Source organism: Streptomyces sp. NPDC058576 (assembly GCF_042718715.1).
Classification (GTDB): domain Bacteria; phylum Actinomycetota; class Actinomycetes; order Streptomycetales; family Streptomycetaceae; genus Streptomyces.
Genome location: NZ_JBHXPF010000053.1, coordinates 1 through 15,728 on the forward strand (window position 1 = coordinate 1; position 15,728 = coordinate 15,728).

Sequence of the window (15,728 nt, forward strand, 5' to 3'; positions counted from 1 at the left end):
CACGACATGCCGGTGCCCCGGCCCTTCGAAGGGCCGGGGCACCGGCATGTCGTGCGTTCAGTGGTGTCCGCGCGCGGAGCTCGACGCGCCCCCGAACAGCCGGGCCAGCGCCCGGAAGGGCAACGTGACCACGGTGGCGATGGCTCCGCCGATGGAGCGGAGTACGTCCGCGATGGCCTTCAGCATGAGTCCGACCTCCGTTCTCGCTCCCGGAGGCTCCAGGGGCGTTGGGTTCGAGAGCCACCGCGTACCCGCACCGCGGCACCCCAATCCCGTAACGCGGCCACCCGGTCGGATCACGGCCCGCACAGCCCTGGAGCCCCGGAGCGCGATGCGCTCCGGGGCTCCAGGGTCGGTCAACCCGGATCAGGCGGTGGTGATGTTCTCCGCCTGCGGGCCCTTCTGGCCCTGGGTGATGTCGAAGGTCACCGCCTGGCCTTCCTGGAGCTCACGGAAGCCGGAGGAGTTGATGTTGGAGTAGTGCGCGAAGACGTCGGGGCCGCCGCCGTCCTGCGCGATGAAGCCGAAGCCCTTTTCCGAGTTGAACCACTTGACGGTTCCGCTGGCCATGCCTGTACCTCTCAGCAGTAAACGGATCCGCACCGCGCGGACCCGGAGGTGATCGCCCTGGTTCTCAGGCACTGCACAGCAAAACGCCCGCGCCAGGCGCGGGCAGGTACTGCGAACCACGACATCTTCCGGCGACGCTACACGGCGGGATCACTCCTCACCAGAGAGCAACGCCATTTTGCTGTGGATCACCTTCACGGTCACCGGCTCGAACCACACCGATCACGGTCCGTTCAGGGCCCGTCGGCACCCCGGGCGACACCCCGTGCCCACAGGACCAGCGGCACCTGGAGGGGCAGCCGCGCCAGGGCCGCGAACCGCTGCGGCCGGGGCCGGTGACGCCAGTCGACGGCCATCTGCACATTGGCCGGAAACACACCGACGAAGAAACCCGCGGTCGCCCGGGCGGCGGCCGGGCGCGTCCGGGGGTGGGCGAGGCCCGCGGCCAGGGCGAGTTCGACCACTCCGCTGGCGTACGTCCAGGTGCGGGGCTTTCCGGGCAGGATCCGCGGCACGGTGGAGTCGAAGGCCCGGGGGACGGCGAAATGGAGCACTCCCGCTCCGCCCATCAGCCCGGCGAGCAGGACGGCGGAACGCGTCTGGCGGGACATGCTTCTCCTTCGACGACGGGACATGCCGGGGCCGGTACTTACTTGAGAGTAAGTTACGGGTTCCCGACGCGTACCGCACCCCCCGTCACTGGATGAATCTGGGCAGCCAGCGCGCCTGGTAGTCGGGGTGGCCCGCGTACTCGGCGGCGAGTTGCCGTACGGCGAAGCCCAGGCCCACCGCACGGCCGGAGCGGTAGTCCTCGGCCGGGCGGTCGGTGTCCAGGTCGGCCACCTCGACGTACTCGCCGAGCATCACGCGGCTCGTTTCGATGCGCTCCAGGGTCCGCGCGGGATTCTGGAGGGCGATGTGCTGGTCGAAGCCCCGGCCGCGCACCGTGAACGCCACCCCGCCCGTGCGGTCGTGGACCTCTCCCGGCACATCGGCCGGGCACCGCCATCGGTCCCCGCCGGCGGCCATGGCGACGTGTTCCTCGTCGGCGAGCCGCGCCCGGACGAAGGCCACCATCTCTGCGTTGCCGCCCATGTGGATGCCGCTCCCTTGCGCTGATGGATCTCTGCACTCGATACGGGAGCATTCTGGTGGACCGGACGCGGCGCGATCCACCTCCGCATCCGGTTCACCCCACCGTGTCCCCCGTGTCCCCCGCCTTCCCCGCTGCGCGGTCGGCGAGCAGCCGGTGCAGGGGTTCGGTCTCCCGGCGGCGGTACTCCTGGACCGCCCAGCCGTTGCCGTCCGGGTCGGTGAGGTACATGAAGGTCGCGCCGTCCTCGTCCCCGTACCTCTGCGGCGCGGAGACCTCGACGCCCCGGCCGACGAGTTCGGCGTGCGCGGCGGCGATGTCGGTGACACAGAGCTGAAGGCCGTGGTACGTGCCCGGCTGCGGGGTTCCGGTCGGGTTGGGCAGACCGTCGGTGAGGGCGATCGAACAGCCGGATCCCGGCGGCGTCAGCTGGACGACACGGGCGCCCGGCATCACCTCGGCGTCGATGTCGACGGCGAAGCCGAGCTTGTCCCGGTAGAAGTCCCGGGCCCGGTCGACGTCGGTCACGGGCAGCACGATCACTTCGAGGGTCCAGTCCATGGGTCAGCGCCCTTTCGTGGGTGGGTCGGTGCCCGGGTCGGGCCGTGGTTCGTCCGGGCCGGGCTGGGGTGTCCCGGGGGCGGGCGGTGGCTCGGCCGCCTCGTCCTCGCCCGTCCCCTCCCCGGCGAGCGGCGTAGCGCCGCCCTGGAGGCGGGCCAGGTCGGCCGGCCGGACCTGGATGATGAACAGGGCGACCAGGGCGGCCACCACGGCGAAGCAGGCCGCGACGACGAAGGCGCTGGAGACGCCCGAGGTGAGGATCTCGTCGCCCCAGGGCGGTGGCAGCTCGCCGGTCCTCTGCGCCTCCAGCTGCTGGGCGCGCGTGGCCTCCTGGCGGAAGCTCGACATCTGCTCGGTCGCCTCGTTGCGACTGGCCGTGCCGAACGTCGTGACCAGGATCGACAGCCCCAGCGAGCCGCCGACCTGCTGGGTGGCGTTGAGGATGCCGGAGGCGGCGCCCGCCTCCTTCGGGGCGACGCCCGACACCGCCATCAGGGTCAGCGAGACGAACTGCATGCCCATGCCGAGGCCGAAGACGAGCATCGGTCCCAGGATGGAGCCGAGGTAGGTGGAATGGATATCGGTCAGCGTGAGCCAGCCGAGCCCGAGCGCGGCCAGGACCGCGCCCACCACCATGAAGGGTTTGGGACCGTACCGGGGGAGCAACTGGGAGGCCAGGCCCGCGCCGACGGCGATGATGGCGCTCACCGGCAGGAAGGCGAGACCGGCCCGCAACGGGCTGAAGTCGAGCACGTCCTGCACGAACAGGGTCAGGAAGAAGAACATCCCGAACAGCGCCGCCGAGAGGCTGAGCATCATGGCGTAGCTTCCGGCGCGATTGCGGTCGCGGAACATCCACAGCGGGGTGATGGGCTGCCGGGAGCGGCGTTCGATGGCGATGAACACCGCCAGGAGGACGACGGCGGCGGCGAACGAGCCGAGCGTGAGGGAGTCGGTCCAGCCGTCCTCGGACGCGCGGATGAAGCCGTACACCAGCAGCACCATGCCCACCGTGGAACTCAGGGCGCCCGCGATGTCGAAGTGGCCGGGATGGCGCTCGGACTCGGCGATGTAGCGGGGGGTGGCGAACGCGATGAGCAGGCCGATGGGGACGTTGACGAACAGCACCCAGCGCCAGTCGAGCCACTCCACGAGCATGCCGCCCGCCAGCAGACCGATCGCGCTGCCGCCCGCCGAGACGCCGGCGAACACCCCGAACGCGCGGTTGCGTTCGGGTCCCTCGCGGAAGGTGGTGGTGATCAGGGAAAGGGCGGTGGGCGAGGCGATGGCGCCGCCGACGCCTTGCAGCGAACGGGCGGCCAGCAACTGCCAGGACTCCTGGGAGAGTCCGCCGAGCAGCGAGGCGAAGACGAAGAGCAGGACACCGAAGATGAAGACGCGGCGGCGGCCGAGGATGTCACCGAGCCGCCCGCCGAGCAGCAGCAGTCCGCCGAACGTCAGCGTGTAGGCGTTGACGACCCAGGACAGGTTCTCGGTGGAGAAGCCCAGGGACTTCTGGATGTCCGGAAGCGCGATGTTGACGATGGTGATGTCGAGGACCACCATCAGCTGGCAGGAAGCGATGACCAGCAGTGCCAGTCCGCCCCGGTGCCGGTCAGAGGTCTTTGCCGTGTCTGCGGGGTTCGCGTGGGAGCCCGTCATAGTGCGGTCGTCTCTCGTGCCGAGGGCAGTGAGCCCCGTGGGAGCAGCCGGTCTCCGCGTCGGTCGGGTGAACGCGGACGATCACCCGACCGACGTTATGCCGGAACCGGGGGCCTCGCCAATCGAGCCGTCAGAGGCCGGCCCGGGCCTCCCGGCTCAACTCAGCGCGTGGACGGCTGTGCGGAAGACGGCGGGCGCCCGGTGGGCCGCGGCGACGATCAGCCGCCCCGAGGACGGGTGGCCGGCGGCGCCCAGCAGGGCCGCGGTGAGCAGGCGGTAGCGTCGGGTGGCCCGTGCCCAGCGGCGGGGGTAGTCCTCGGGCCGCCCGGCGGTCAGGCAGTCGACCGCGGCCGTCGCGGTGGCGACGGCGAGGGCGATGCCCTCCCCGGTGAGGGCGTCCACGTAGCCCGCGGCGTCGCCGACCAGCAGGACCCGCCCGGCCCGTCGGCCCAGCGCCCGCTGCCGCAGCGGACCGGCCCCGCGTACGGGGGTGGCCCCGGGGCCGTCCGCGAGCCGGGCGGCGAGGGCGGGGAAGGCGGCCAGATGGCGGTCGTAGGGGCGGCGGTCGCGGCTCAGGACGGCCACCCCCACCAGGCGCTCGCCGACCGGGGTCACGTACGCCTCGCCGTGCCGGGACCAGTGCACCTCGACATGGTCCGTCCAGGGGGCCATCGGGTAGTGGCGGCGCAGCCCGTAGCGTCCGGGGCCGGGGACCGGGTGGTCGAGGCCCAGGGCGCGGCGCAGCGGCGAGTGGAGCCCGTCGGCGGCGATGAGCCAGCGCCCGGTGAGTCCGGCGGCGGTGACGGTGCGCTCGTCCTGCCGGATCTCCCCCACCTTGGCGGCGACGACGCGTACGCCGAGGGCGGCGGCCCGCTCGTGCAGGGCGGTGTGGAGTTCGGTGCGCCGGACGCCCGCGCCGGGGCCGCCCCGGAAGGCTGCCTCCGCGCTGCGCCGCCCGTCGGTGTAGCGGATGCCCCGCAGCTCGTGGCCGCTCACCCGGACGCCGAGGTCGCGCAGGGCGGCGACGCCCCCGGGCATGATGCCCTCGCCGCACGCCTTGTCGACGGGGGCGGTGCGCGGCTCGACCACCACCGCTTCCAGGCCCGCCGACGCGGCGCGGATCGCGGCGGCCAGTCCGGCCGGTCCGCCGCCCGCGACCAGGACGTCGATCACGCCCGTGCGTCCGCGGCCGGGAGACGGGCCAGCGCCCCGTCCTCGCACCGGATCCGTACGACCATGAGCGCGGCGTTGAGGACGGTGAAGACCAGCGCGGTCACCCACGCCCCGTGGACCAGGGGCAGCGCGAGGCCTTCGGCGGCGACGGCGACGTAGTTGGGGTGCCCCGTCCACCGGTAGGGGCCGCCGGTGACCCGGGGCAGGCCGGGGACGACGATGACGCGGGTGTTCCAGCGGGGGCCGAGGGCGCGGATGCACCACCAGCGCAGCGCTTGCGCGGCCACGACGACGGCGACCATCGCCCAGCCGAGGACCGGCTGGAAGGGACGGTCGGTGAATCCGGCCTCCGCCAGGCAGCCGGCCAGGAGGGCGGTGTGCAGGGCGACCATCGCCGGATAGTGTCCGCGGCCCGATTCGACGCCGCCCCGGGCGAGGCTCCAGCGGGTGTTGCGGCGGGCTACGACGAGTTCGGCGAGGCGTTCGGCCGCGACGGCGAGCACGAGGACGGTGTACCAGGTCATGAGCCGTTCCTTCCTACCAGCGCAGCAGCACCAGTTCGCAGCAGAATCCCGGTCCCATGGCCAGCAGCAGCCCGGGGGTGCCCGGCTCCGGCCGGCGCTGTTCGATGGTGTCGCGCAGGACGTGCAGGACAGAGGACGAGGAGAGGTTGCCGACGTCGGCCAGCGAGCGCCAGGTGACGTCGAGGGCGCCCTCGCGCAGGTCCAGGACCTCGGACACGGTCTCCAGGACCTTGGGGCCGCCCGGGTGGCAGACCCAGTGGGCGATGTCCTTCGGTTTGAGGCCGTGTTCGTCGAGGAACTCCCGTACGTCGTCGGCGAGGTACTGGCGTACGACGTCGGGCACGGCCGGATCGAGGACGACGCGGAACCCGGTGGAGCCGATGTCCCAGCCCATGACGTGCTCGGTGTCCGGGTACATCCGGCTGCGGGTGGCCACGATCTCGGGCCCGGCGACGGCCCGGCGGCCGCCGAGGGCGACCACGGCGGCCGCTCCGTCGCCGAACAGCGCGGTCGCCACCAGGTTGGCGGGCGAGGCGTCGTGGCGCTGGAAGGTGAGGGAGCAGAGCTCGATCGACAGGAGCACGGCCACGTCGTCGGGGCGGCCGAGGAGGTAGTCGTGCAGCCGGGCCGTCCCGGCAGCTCCGGCGACGCAGCCGAGGCCGAAGACGGGCAGCCGCTTCACGTCCGACCGCATCCCCAGCCGGGTCACGAGCCGGGCGTCGATCGAGGGGGCGGCGACCCCGGTGACGGAGGTGAACATCAGCAGGTCCACATCGGAGGGCCGCAGCCCTGCCGCCCGCAGAGCACCGCGTACGGCCTGGGCGCCGAGGTCGACGGCGGACCGGATGAACACGTCGTTGGAGGCGCCGAAGCCGTCGAGGTCGCGGTAGCCGTCCAGGGGCAGCACGGTGTGCCTGCTGCGGACTCGGGCGTTCTCGTGGAGCCGTTCCAGGACCCGGCGGTCGGCGCCGGGCGGCAGGCAGGTGCGGGCCACCATGTCGGTGACTTCACGCTGGGTGTGGCGGTGGGGCGGCAGTGCCCCGTGAACCGCGGCGATGCGGGTCATCCTGCCTCCTGCTTCGGTGGCGTCATGCCCCCATCCTGCCCACACGGCGTGGTGGAACGCCGCAAAAGACCCGCCCGGTCGCCGCATTGACGGGGCGACAGGCCTCTACGATCGCCCGATGGACGCCACGGACAGGGTGAGCCCGGAGGATGCGCGTCGGGCCGACGCGGATCCGGACGCACCGGAAACGGGCGGTCCGGTTCCGGCCTGCGCGGATCCCGTCGGCGCCGATCCCGTCGGCGCCGGGCGACGGGGCCGGGTCGTGGGGCTCGCGCTCGCGTGCCACCCGGGGCCGGCGCTCGCGGTGACCGCGCTCGCCTGCGCCCTCGCCCTCGGCTCCGGACTCGGCGGCCCCCGCTCCGCGCTGGTCACGGCGGCGGTGCTGGCCGGGCAGCTCTCGGTGGGCTGGTGCAACGACGCGTACGACGCGCGGCGTGACGCGCGGGCCGGCCGCCGGGGGAAGCCCGCGGCCGACGGCACGGTCGGGGCGGGTGCGGTGTGGGCGGCGGCCGGGATCGCGCTCGCCGTGTGCGTACCGCTCTCGCTGGCCTGCGGTGTCCTCGCGGGTACGGTGCACCTCGCCGCGGTCGCGGCCGCCTGGCTCTACAACCTGCGGCTCAAGGCGACCGTCCTGTCCTGGCTGCCGTACGTGGCCGGATTCGGCGCCCTGCCCGCCGCCGTCACCCTCTCCCTGCCCGGCGGGCCGGCGCCCCGGTGGTGGACGGTGGCGGCCGGGGCCCTGCTCGGATTGGCGGCGCATCTGGCCGACACGCTCCCGGACATCGCGGTGGACCGGGCGGCCGGAATCCGGGGCCTCCCGCACCGGCTGGGCGACACGGGGACCCGGCTGCTGCTGCCGCTGCCGCTCCTCGGCGCGACGGCGGTGCTGGCCCTCGGGCCGCCCGGACCGGTGGACGGCGGGGGTGCGGCGGCGCTCGTCCTGGCCGGTACGGCGTCGCTCGCGGGCCCGGCGCTCGGCCGCCGGTGGCGCAAGGCCGCACTGGCCGGAGCGGTGGCCGTGGCAGCGGTGGATCTGGCGCTGCTGCTGGCCCTGGGCACCTCCGCCTCCTGAACGGCACCTTCTCGCACCGTATCTGACGCAACGTCAAACAATGCACCCGCATGACATGACCATGCGAGGACCGTTGACAAATCCGAAACAGAGCAGAAATCTATGAACCTCTCACTGCAAAAGATTGACTTGAAGCCTCAAATATCGTGGAAGCAGAGGACACCATGAGATGGAAGCGACGTACCGGGCGGTCGATCTCCGGGCTCCTGATAGCCGGGATGGTCTCGGTCGGACTCCTGCCCGTCGCCGCGAACGCGGCTGAGCCCACCGATCTGGCCCGGGGCAAGACCGTCACCGCCAGCGGGTCGCACGGCGGTTACCCGGCCGCCAACGCCAACGACGGCAAAGTCGACAGCTACTGGGAGTCCAACGGTCACCCCGCCGACCTGACGGTGAAGCTCGGGGCGGACGCGGACATCCAGTCCGTCGTCCTCAAGCTCAACCCGGACCCGGTCTGGGCGACGCGGACGCAGGACATCCAGGTGCTCGGCCGGAAGCAGGACGCCACCGTGTTCTCCTCGCTGCGGGCCCGCGCCGGATACGTGTTCAACCCCGGCTCCAACCGGAACACCGTGACCATCCCCGTCACCGGCCGGGTCGCCGACCTCCAGCTGAAGTTCTTCTCCAACACCGAGGCGCCCGGCGCCCAGGTCGCCGAGATCCAGGTGCTCGGCACGGCCGCGCCCAACCCGGACCTGACCGTGAGCGCCCTGTCCTGGAGCCCGGCGTCACCGTCCGAGACGGACGACATCACCGTCGGGGGGACCGTCCGCAACGCCGGCTCGGCCGCCTCCCCCGCGACCACCGTCAACGTCAGCCTGGGCGGCGTGGTCGTGGGCAGCGCGCCGGTCGGCCCGCTGGCCGCGGGGGCCTCGGCCCCCATCTCGGTCAAGGCCGGCAAGCGGGCGCAGGGGTCGTACCCGGTCTCGGCGCTGGTGGACCCGACCGACACGGTCGTCGAGTCGGACAACACCAACAACAGCCGCACCACCGACTCCCCGCTGGTGGTCGGTCAGAGCCCCGGCCCGGACCTGCAGGTCCGCTCCATCTCCTCCACCCCGGCCAACCCGGCGGTCGGCGCGGCGGTCACCTTCACCGTGGCGGTGCACAACCGTGGCACCAGCGCGGTGAGCGCGGGCACGGTCACCCGGCTGACCGTCGGTTCCACCACGCTCAACGGCACCACCCCGGCCATCGCGGCGGGCGCGACCGCGAACGTCACGGTCGGCGGGAGCTGGACGGCGGCGAGCGGGGGCGCGACCCTGACCGCCACGGCCGATGCCACGAACCTGGTCGCGGAGACCAGCGAGACCAACAACACCTTCGCCCGGTCCATCGTGGTCGGACGCGGCGCCGCCGTACCGTACACCGAGCTGGAGGCGGAGAAGGCGAACTACCAGGGCACGTTGCTGCAGTCCGACGCCGAACGCACCTTCGGGCACACCAACTTCGCCACCGAGTCCTCCGGCCGCGAGTCGGTGCGGCTCAACTCCACAGGCCAGTACGTCGAGTTCACCTCGACCGCCCCGGCGAACTCGATCGTCGTGCGCAACTCCATCCCGGACGCGCCGGGTGGCGGCGGCCGTGAGGCGACCATCAGCCTGTACGCCGACGGCCAGTTCGTCCGCAAGCTCGACCTCTCCTCGAAGCACAGCTGGCTGTACGGGAACACCGACAGCCCCGAAGGGCTCACCAACACGCCCGGCGGCGACGCGCGGCGCCTGTTCGACGAGTCCCACGCCCTGCTCACCCAGACCTACCCGGTGGGAACCAAGTTCCGTCTCCAGCGGGATGCGAGCGACAACGCCTCCTTCTACGTCATCGACCTGATCGACCTGGAACAGGTGGCCGCACCCTCGTCACAGCCGTCGGGCTGCGTGTCCATCACGACGTACGGCGCGGTGGCGAACGACGGGCTCGACGACACGGCCGCGATCCAGCGCGCGGTGACGGCGAACCAGAACGGCGAGATCGACTGTGTGTGGATTCCGGCGGGCCAGTGGCGCCAGGAACAGAAGATCCTCACCGACGACCCGCTCGACCGGGGCCAGTGGAACCAGGTCGGCATCCGGGACGTGACGATCCGTGGCGCGGGCATGTGGCACTCCCAGCTCTACACGCTGACCCCGCCGCACGAGGCGGGCGGGATCAACCACCCGCACGAGGGCAACTTCGGTTTCGATATCGACGAGAACACGCAAATCTCCGACATCGCCATCTTCGGCTCCGGCACCATCCGCGGCGGCGACGGCAACCACGAGGGCGGCGTCGCGCTGAACGGCCGGTTCGGCAAGGACACGAAGATCAGCAACGTCTGGATCGAGCACGCCAACGTGGGCGTCTGGGCGGGCCGCGACTTCGACAACATCCAGGCGCTGTGGAACCCGGGTGACGGCGTCGAGTTCACCGGCATGCGGATCCGCAACACGTACGCGGACGGCATCAACTTCGCCAACGGCACCCGCAACTCCACGGTCTACAACTCCTCGTTCCGCAACACCGGCGACGACGCGCTCGCCGTCTGGTCCAGCAAGTACGTCAAGGACCAGTCCGTCGACATCGGCCACGACAACAGCTTCCGCAACAACACCATCCAGCTCCCCTGGCGCGCCAACGGCATCGCGATCTACGGCGGTTACGGCAACAAGATCGAGAACAACCTGATCTCCGACACCATGAACTACCCGGCCATCATGCTGGCGACCGACCACGACCCGCTGCCCTTCTCCGGGCAGACGCTGATCGCCAACAACGGCCTGTACCGCACCGGCGGAGCCTTCTGGAACGAGGACCAGGAGTTCGGTGCGATCACCCTCTTCCCGCAGAACCTGCCGATCCCCGGGGTCACGATCCGCGACACGGACATCGTGGACTCCACCTACGACGGCATCCAGTTCAAGACGGGCGGCGGCCTGATGCCGGACGTCAAGATCCAGAACGTGCGGATCGACAAGTCCAACAACGGATCGGGCATCCTCGCGATGGGCGGCGCCCGCGGCAACGCGACGCTCACCGACGTGACGATCACCGACTCGCGCGACGGCCATGTGCTGATCGAGCCCGGCTCGCAGTTCACCGTCTCCGGCACCCCGAACGGAGCACGCGCGAAGCGCTGAACCCCCTGCACGGTTCCCGGGCCGACCGATGACCGTCGGCCCGGGAACACCCCTTTGTACCGGCGGATCTGGTGGTGTCACGGCTCTGGGAAGTGCAAGGCGCCGGGGCTACCCTCCGCGCATGATTCCTACGGTTGTCTGGGGTACCGGCAACGTCGGCCGCGCGGCGATCCGCGCCGTCGCGGCCCATCCGGCACTGACACTCGCCGCCGTCCTCGTGCACGATCCCGCCAAGGTCGGCCGCGACGCCGGCGAACTCGGCGGTCTCGGGCGCACGCTCGGGGTCGCGGCCACCGACGACATCGCCGCCGTCCTCTCCGCCCGCCCCCGGGCGGTGTTCTACGCGGCGTCCGGCGACATCCGTCCCGATGACGCGCTGGCCGACATCGGCCGGGCGATCCGGGCCGGCGCGGTGGTCGTCACGCCCTCCCTCTATCCGCTCTACGACCAGCGCAACGCCCCGCCCGAGCTGCGGGACCCGATCGTGGCCGCCGTCGCCGAGGGCGGCGGCTCCCTCTTCGTCTCCGGCGTCGACCCCGGCTGGGGAAACGACGTCCTGCCGCTGCTCGTCAGTGGTCTCGGCACCGAGGTGGACGTCATCCGCTGCCAGGAGATCTTCGACTACTCCACGTACGAGCAGGAGGATTCGGTGCGCCATCTGATCGGGATGGGGCACCCGATGGACTACCAGCCGCTGATGCTGGCGGAGAGTGTCCCGACGATGGTGTGGGGCGGTCAGATACGTCTCATGGCGCGGGCGCTGGGCGTCGAGCTCGACGAGATCCGCGAGACGCTGGACCGCCGGGCGCTGGAGCGCGAGGTCCGCACCCGCACGATGGGCACGTTCGCCGAGGGCACCCAGGGCGCCGTGCGCTTCGAGGTGCAGGGCATCGTGGACGGCGAGCCCCGGATCGTCATCGAGCACATCACCCGGATCCACGCCTCGTGCGCCCCGGACTGGCCGTCCCCGCCCGACGGGGTGGGCGCGCACCGGGTCGTCATCGAGGGCCGGCCCCGTATCGAGGTGACGGTCGAGGCCCTGGACGAGGGCGAGAACCGGTCGGCGGGCGGGAACGCCACCGCGGTCGGGCGGCTCGTCTCGGCGATCGACTGGCTGGTGGACGCGAAGCCGGGCCTGTACGACGCACTCGACGTTCCGCTGCGGCCTGCGGTCGGCAGGCTGGGAAGGAGACCGGCATGATCATCGACATTCCGGAGGGCCAGGAGCCCATCGGTTACGTGTGGGGGGAGATGGTCCCCGGCATCGGCGTGGCCGCCGCCACGTTCTCGATGTCCGTCTACGAGCACACGACGCTGGGGCTGCGGGAGTTCGAGGCGGCCCGGCTGCGCGTCGCGCAGATCAACGGGTGTCTGTTCTGCCTGGACTGGCGGACCGAGCGGGACGGGGCGAAGGTCGAGGAGGAGTTCGCCGGGGCGGTGACCGAGTGGCGTACGACCGACGCCTTCGACGAGCGGACCAGGCTCGCGGCGGAGTACGCCGAGCGGTACACGCTCGACCATCACGGTCTGGACGACGCCTTCTGGCAGCGGATGACCGCGCACTACAGCCAGGCGGAGATCGTGGAGCTGACGATGAGCATCGGCTCGTGGCTGGCGTTCGGACGGCTCAACCATGTGCTGGGTATCGACGCGGTGTGCGTTCTGCCCGGTCACTGACGGAGTCCGGGGCCGCCGGGTTGGCACTCCCGGCCCCGGGCTCTCCGTATGCCGAAGAGCCGCCTACAGATCGGTCGCGATGATCCGTTCGATGTTGCGCTCGGCGAGCGCGGTGATGGTGACGAACGGGTTCACGCTGGTGTTCCCGGGGATCAGCGCCCCGTCGATGACGTACAGGCCCGGGTAGCCGTGCAGCCGGCCGTAGTTGTCGGTGGCCTTGTCCAGGACCGCACCGCCCAGCGGGTGGTAGGTGAGGTGGTCGCCCCAGATCTTGTGGACGCCGAAGAGGTCCGTGCGGTAGATCGTCCCCTCCTTCCGGTTGATCTTGTCGAAGATGGTCTTCGCGGCGTCGATGGACGGCTGCTTCCACGCCGTCTGCCAGTTCAGCTCCGCCTTCCCCGCCGCCGCGTTCCAGGTGAACCGGGCGCGGTGGGGGTTCTTGGTGATGGAGAGGTAGAACGAGGCCCACGTCTCGATCCCGGTGGGCAGCGGTGCGACTTCGGCGAACGCTCCCCCGGCGTCCCAGTTGTCGATGCCGCCGGTGGGGATGGAGGACTGCACCTTTCCCGTCGGGTCCCAGAGGTGGTTGGCCCGGCCGCACATGACGTTGCCGTTGTCGCCCCAGCCCTGGCCGATCTCGTCGTTGAGGAGGGGCAGCGCGCCGGTGGCCTTGAGGCCGACGAGGAGCTTGCTGGTGCCCACGCTGCCCGCGGCGAAGAACACCTTGTCCGCGGTGACGGTCTTGGTGGCGGTGGTCCGGCCGCCGGTGTCCAGCTGGTCGATGAGCACGGTGTAGCCGCCGCCGGGAGCCGGGGTGACCGTGGTGACCTTGTGCAGCGGGGAGATGGTGACCCGGCCGGTGGCTCTGATCCGGTCGATGTAGGTCTTCTGGAGCGACTTCTTGCCGTGGTTGTTGCCGTAGAGGATCTCGGCGTCCAGGGCTGACCTGGGGACGGTTCCGGCCGCCTCCTGCTTCATGTAGTCCCAGTCGTAGACGGCGGGCACGAAGAGGAAGGGGAAGCCGGAGCGCTGGGCGTGTTTCCGGCCGACCCTGGCGTACTGGTAGCAGTCGACGCTGTCGAACCAGGCGGGGTCGATGGTGGTGACGCCCAGTCCGCTGTTGGCGCGCGGGTAGTAGGTGGCGTACATCTCCGCGGCGTTGACCGTCGGGAGGATGGCGCCGAAGTTCTCCCGGCGCGGGGTGACGGCCATGCCGCCGTTGACCAGGGAGCCACCGCCGACGCCCCGGCCCTGGTAGACCGTGATGCCGCCGAACTCCTCGGCGTCGAGGATGCCGGTGTAGCGGTTGACGTTCTTGTCGATGGGGAAGCCGAGGAAGTTGCTCAGCGGCTGCTTGGTCCGGGTGCGCAGCCAGAAGGAGCGGTCGTCCGGCCTGGTGGTGTTGGCGAAGATCTTGCCGTCCGCGCCGGGGGTGTCCCAGGCCATGCCCATCTCGATCATGTGGACGTCCGTTCCGGCCTGGGCGAGCCGGAGAGCGGCCACGGAGCCGCCGTATCCGGTGCCGACGACCAGGACAGGCACCCGGGCCCCGGATCCGATCGGCGCTGCCGCCGCACGGACACGCGCCCACGCCGGCGTGGTGTGCCCGGCCATCGCCGCGGCGCCCAGAAGAGAACCTGTTCCAGTGATGAATCTTCGACGCGAGACACCCTTGGTCTCGCTGTCCTGCATGGCATTTTCGCGCATGTGACGTTCCTCACTCTCGACAGAGTGCAACAGGTTCTACTGCCGAATGCGTGGCAAGTCACGAGAAACTTGGGGGTAACTTCCCGGCGACACCCCGGGACGACACGGGAGCCCCGGACCGTGCGGTCCGGGGCTCCTGGTGTTCGGTCGCGCGAGGATCAGTAGGCGCCGAAGACGTTGTCGATCGAGCCGTACCGGTCCGCGGCGTAGTTGCAGGCGGCCGTGATGTTGGCGACCGGGTCGTAGCTGTCGGTCGAGGTGCCGGGCACGTGGTAGGCCTGGAAGGTCGGGTCGATGACCTGGAGCAGGCCCTTGGACGGGGTGCCCTTGACGGCGTTGGAGTCCCAGTTGTTGATGGCGGCCGGGTTGCCCGAGGACTCGCGCATGATGTTGCGGTGGATGCCCTCGTAGGTGCCGGGGATGCCCTGCTCGGCCATGACCGCCAGGGACTCCTTGATCCAGCCGTCGAGGTCGTTCGTGTAGGTCACGGCCTCCTTCTCGGCGGCCGGCGCGGCCTTGGCCACCGGGGCGGCCTCGATGCGCTCCGAACGGTCGGCCCGGTCCGCCGACGCGCCACGTGCGGCGGACGGGGAGGCCTTGGCGGCCTTGTCGTCCGACGGGGCGGCGGCCTTGGCTCCGAGAACCAGCTTGATACCGGGGTGAATAAGGTCGGGATTCCCTCCGACGATCTTCCGGTTGCCTTCGTACAGCTTCTCCCAGCCGCCGCTGACGGAATGCTCGCGGGCGATCTTGGAAAGAGTTTCGCCGGCCACCACGGAATGCTGGGCGGGGGCGGCCTTCGCGGCGGAATTCGCCTGCGGCGACACCGAGGCGGGAGCCACGGCCTGCGGCGCGGCGGCGGGCGCGGGGGCCGCGAAGGCGCTGGTGGCGCCGATCACCGGGAGGGCGAGTACGGCCCCACCGGTGGTCACGGCGGCGAGGCCGCGGCTCAGCGAGGTGGACTTGGGACGGCGGTGCTTACCCTGTGCGGGCATGGGGGATTTCCTCTCCGGCGCCTGCGAGGTGAGCTGTCGGGTTCAGACGGGAGATGTCTGGCCGCACGGTCGTGCGACTTCACCCCAAGCCGTTCCGGTTACGGATCGGCGGCTTACCTGGGTCCCCCGCTCCTGCCGTACGTGAGTGGGTTTCGGATTCCCGGACGGCGGCAGGATTCGGCGTTCCATCCGGATTGACGGTGACCGTAGGCGAGAAACATCGGACGGAACAAGCCCCGCATTCCGGATTCCCTTTTCCGCACATGATCGAATAACGGAATTCCCGGATCGGGCGACGCCGTCACGGCGTCAACTTTCTTCGCACAGAAGGGAACCGATGCCTCCGCTTCCGCGTCCGCCCTCGCGGACGTGACGCTCACCACTCCCTCGGCGCGATGGTGAAAACGGGCCCAGGCAAATGCCTCAACAACACCATCGGGACTGTTTATGGATGAGAAGCGCAAAAGAAACAAATCGACCATATAGGCATAATAAAGCGGACTAATCGGTCA

The 15,728-nt window shown here is 70.9% G+C and carries 15 protein-coding genes and 1 riboswitch; of the genes, 4 read left to right on the plus strand and 11 right to left on the minus strand.

Translation table 11 applies throughout. The features are described 5' to 3' along the window. Positions 1-57 precede the first annotated feature (57 nt). From ACFWRV_RS28510 to ACFWRV_RS28550, 9 genes are all read right to left on the minus strand, one after another. On the minus strand, positions 58-186 hold the full coding sequence (locus ACFWRV_RS28510) for an LPFR motif small protein (protein ID WP_003964321.1): 129 nt from the start codon (positions 184-186) through the stop codon (positions 58-60). A 180-nt stretch (positions 187-366) separates the two neighbouring features. After that, positions 367-570: a cold-shock protein gene (locus ACFWRV_RS28515; protein WP_032791721.1), complete on the minus strand. Its 204-nt coding sequence runs from the start codon at positions 568-570 to the stop codon at positions 367-369. A gap of 233 nt (positions 571-803) precedes the next feature. Beyond that, entirely contained in the window at positions 804-1,181 is a 378-nt protein-coding gene (locus tag ACFWRV_RS28520; RefSeq protein ID WP_384338595.1) for a DoxX family protein, read from the minus strand. 85 nt (positions 1,182-1,266) lie between these two features. Then, complete coding sequence (locus tag ACFWRV_RS28525; RefSeq protein ID WP_384338596.1) at positions 1,267-1,665, minus strand: DUF6221 family protein; 399 nt, start codon at positions 1,663-1,665, stop codon at positions 1,267-1,269. Between the two features lie 94 nt (positions 1,666-1,759). Further along, positions 1,760-2,224 carry a VOC family protein gene (locus tag ACFWRV_RS28530; protein ID WP_384338597.1) on the minus strand — a complete coding sequence of 155 codons (465 nt, stop codon included), beginning with the start codon at positions 2,222-2,224 and terminating at the stop codon, positions 1,760-1,762. A 3-nt stretch (positions 2,225-2,227) separates the two neighbouring features. After that, the gene (locus ACFWRV_RS28535) at positions 2,228-3,886 is read right to left on the minus strand and encodes an MFS transporter (RefSeq protein WP_384338598.1); all 1,659 of its coding nucleotides are present in this window, start codon (positions 3,884-3,886) and stop codon (positions 2,228-2,230) included. 156 nt (positions 3,887-4,042) lie between these two features. After that, positions 4,043-5,059, minus strand: coding sequence for an NAD(P)/FAD-dependent oxidoreductase (locus tag ACFWRV_RS28540; RefSeq protein ID WP_384338599.1), 1,017 nt, complete (start codon positions 5,057-5,059; stop codon positions 4,043-4,045). Beyond that, positions 5,056-5,583, minus strand: coding sequence for an isoprenylcysteine carboxyl methyltransferase family protein (locus ACFWRV_RS28545; protein ID WP_384338600.1), 528 nt, complete (start codon positions 5,581-5,583; stop codon positions 5,056-5,058). Before ACFWRV_RS28545 ends, ACFWRV_RS28540 begins: the two co-directional genes overlap by 4 nt. A 13-nt stretch (positions 5,584-5,596) precedes the next feature. Then, the gene (locus ACFWRV_RS28550; RefSeq protein WP_384338601.1) at positions 5,597-6,649 is read right to left on the minus strand and encodes a type III polyketide synthase; all 1,053 of its coding nucleotides are present in this window, start codon (positions 6,647-6,649) and stop codon (positions 5,597-5,599) included. Between the two features lie 118 nt (positions 6,650-6,767). Between ACFWRV_RS28550 and ACFWRV_RS28555 the strand changes: the two genes are divergently transcribed. From ACFWRV_RS28555 to ACFWRV_RS28570, 4 genes are all read left to right on the plus strand, one after another. Further along, positions 6,768-7,721 (plus strand): UbiA family prenyltransferase, encoded by a 954-nt coding sequence (locus tag ACFWRV_RS28555; protein WP_384338602.1) that lies wholly within the window; start codon positions 6,768-6,770, stop codon positions 7,719-7,721. Between the two features lie 164 nt (positions 7,722-7,885). Next, positions 7,886-10,837 (plus strand): CARDB domain-containing protein, encoded by a 2,952-nt coding sequence (locus ACFWRV_RS28560; RefSeq protein ID WP_384338603.1) that lies wholly within the window; start codon positions 7,886-7,888, stop codon positions 10,835-10,837. Positions 10,838-10,958: 121 nt separating this feature from the next. Beyond that, on the plus strand, positions 10,959-12,038 hold the full coding sequence (locus ACFWRV_RS28565; protein ID WP_384338604.1) for a dihydrodipicolinate reductase: 1,080 nt from the start codon (positions 10,959-10,961) through the stop codon (positions 12,036-12,038). After that, entirely contained in the window at positions 12,035-12,514 is a 480-nt protein-coding gene (locus tag ACFWRV_RS28570) for a carboxymuconolactone decarboxylase family protein (RefSeq protein WP_384338605.1), read from the plus strand. Before ACFWRV_RS28565 ends, ACFWRV_RS28570 begins: the two co-directional genes overlap by 4 nt. A 63-nt stretch (positions 12,515-12,577) precedes the next feature. Here ACFWRV_RS28570 and ACFWRV_RS28575 read toward each other — a convergent pair whose 3' ends face one another. Beyond that, positions 12,578-14,221 (minus strand): GMC oxidoreductase, encoded by a 1,644-nt coding sequence (locus tag ACFWRV_RS28575; protein WP_384338606.1) that lies wholly within the window; start codon positions 14,219-14,221, stop codon positions 12,578-12,580. A 158-nt stretch (positions 14,222-14,379) separates the two neighbouring features. Continuing rightward, a complete protein-coding gene (locus tag ACFWRV_RS28580) occupies positions 14,380-15,216 on the minus strand; it encodes a transglycosylase SLT domain-containing protein (RefSeq protein WP_384338607.1) in 837 nt (278 codons plus the stop codon). Positions 15,217-15,221: 5 nt separating this feature from the next. Then, a riboswitch (cyclic di-AMP (ydaO/yuaA leader) is annotated at positions 15,222-15,409 on the minus strand. Positions 15,410-15,728: the final 319 nt, after the last annotated feature.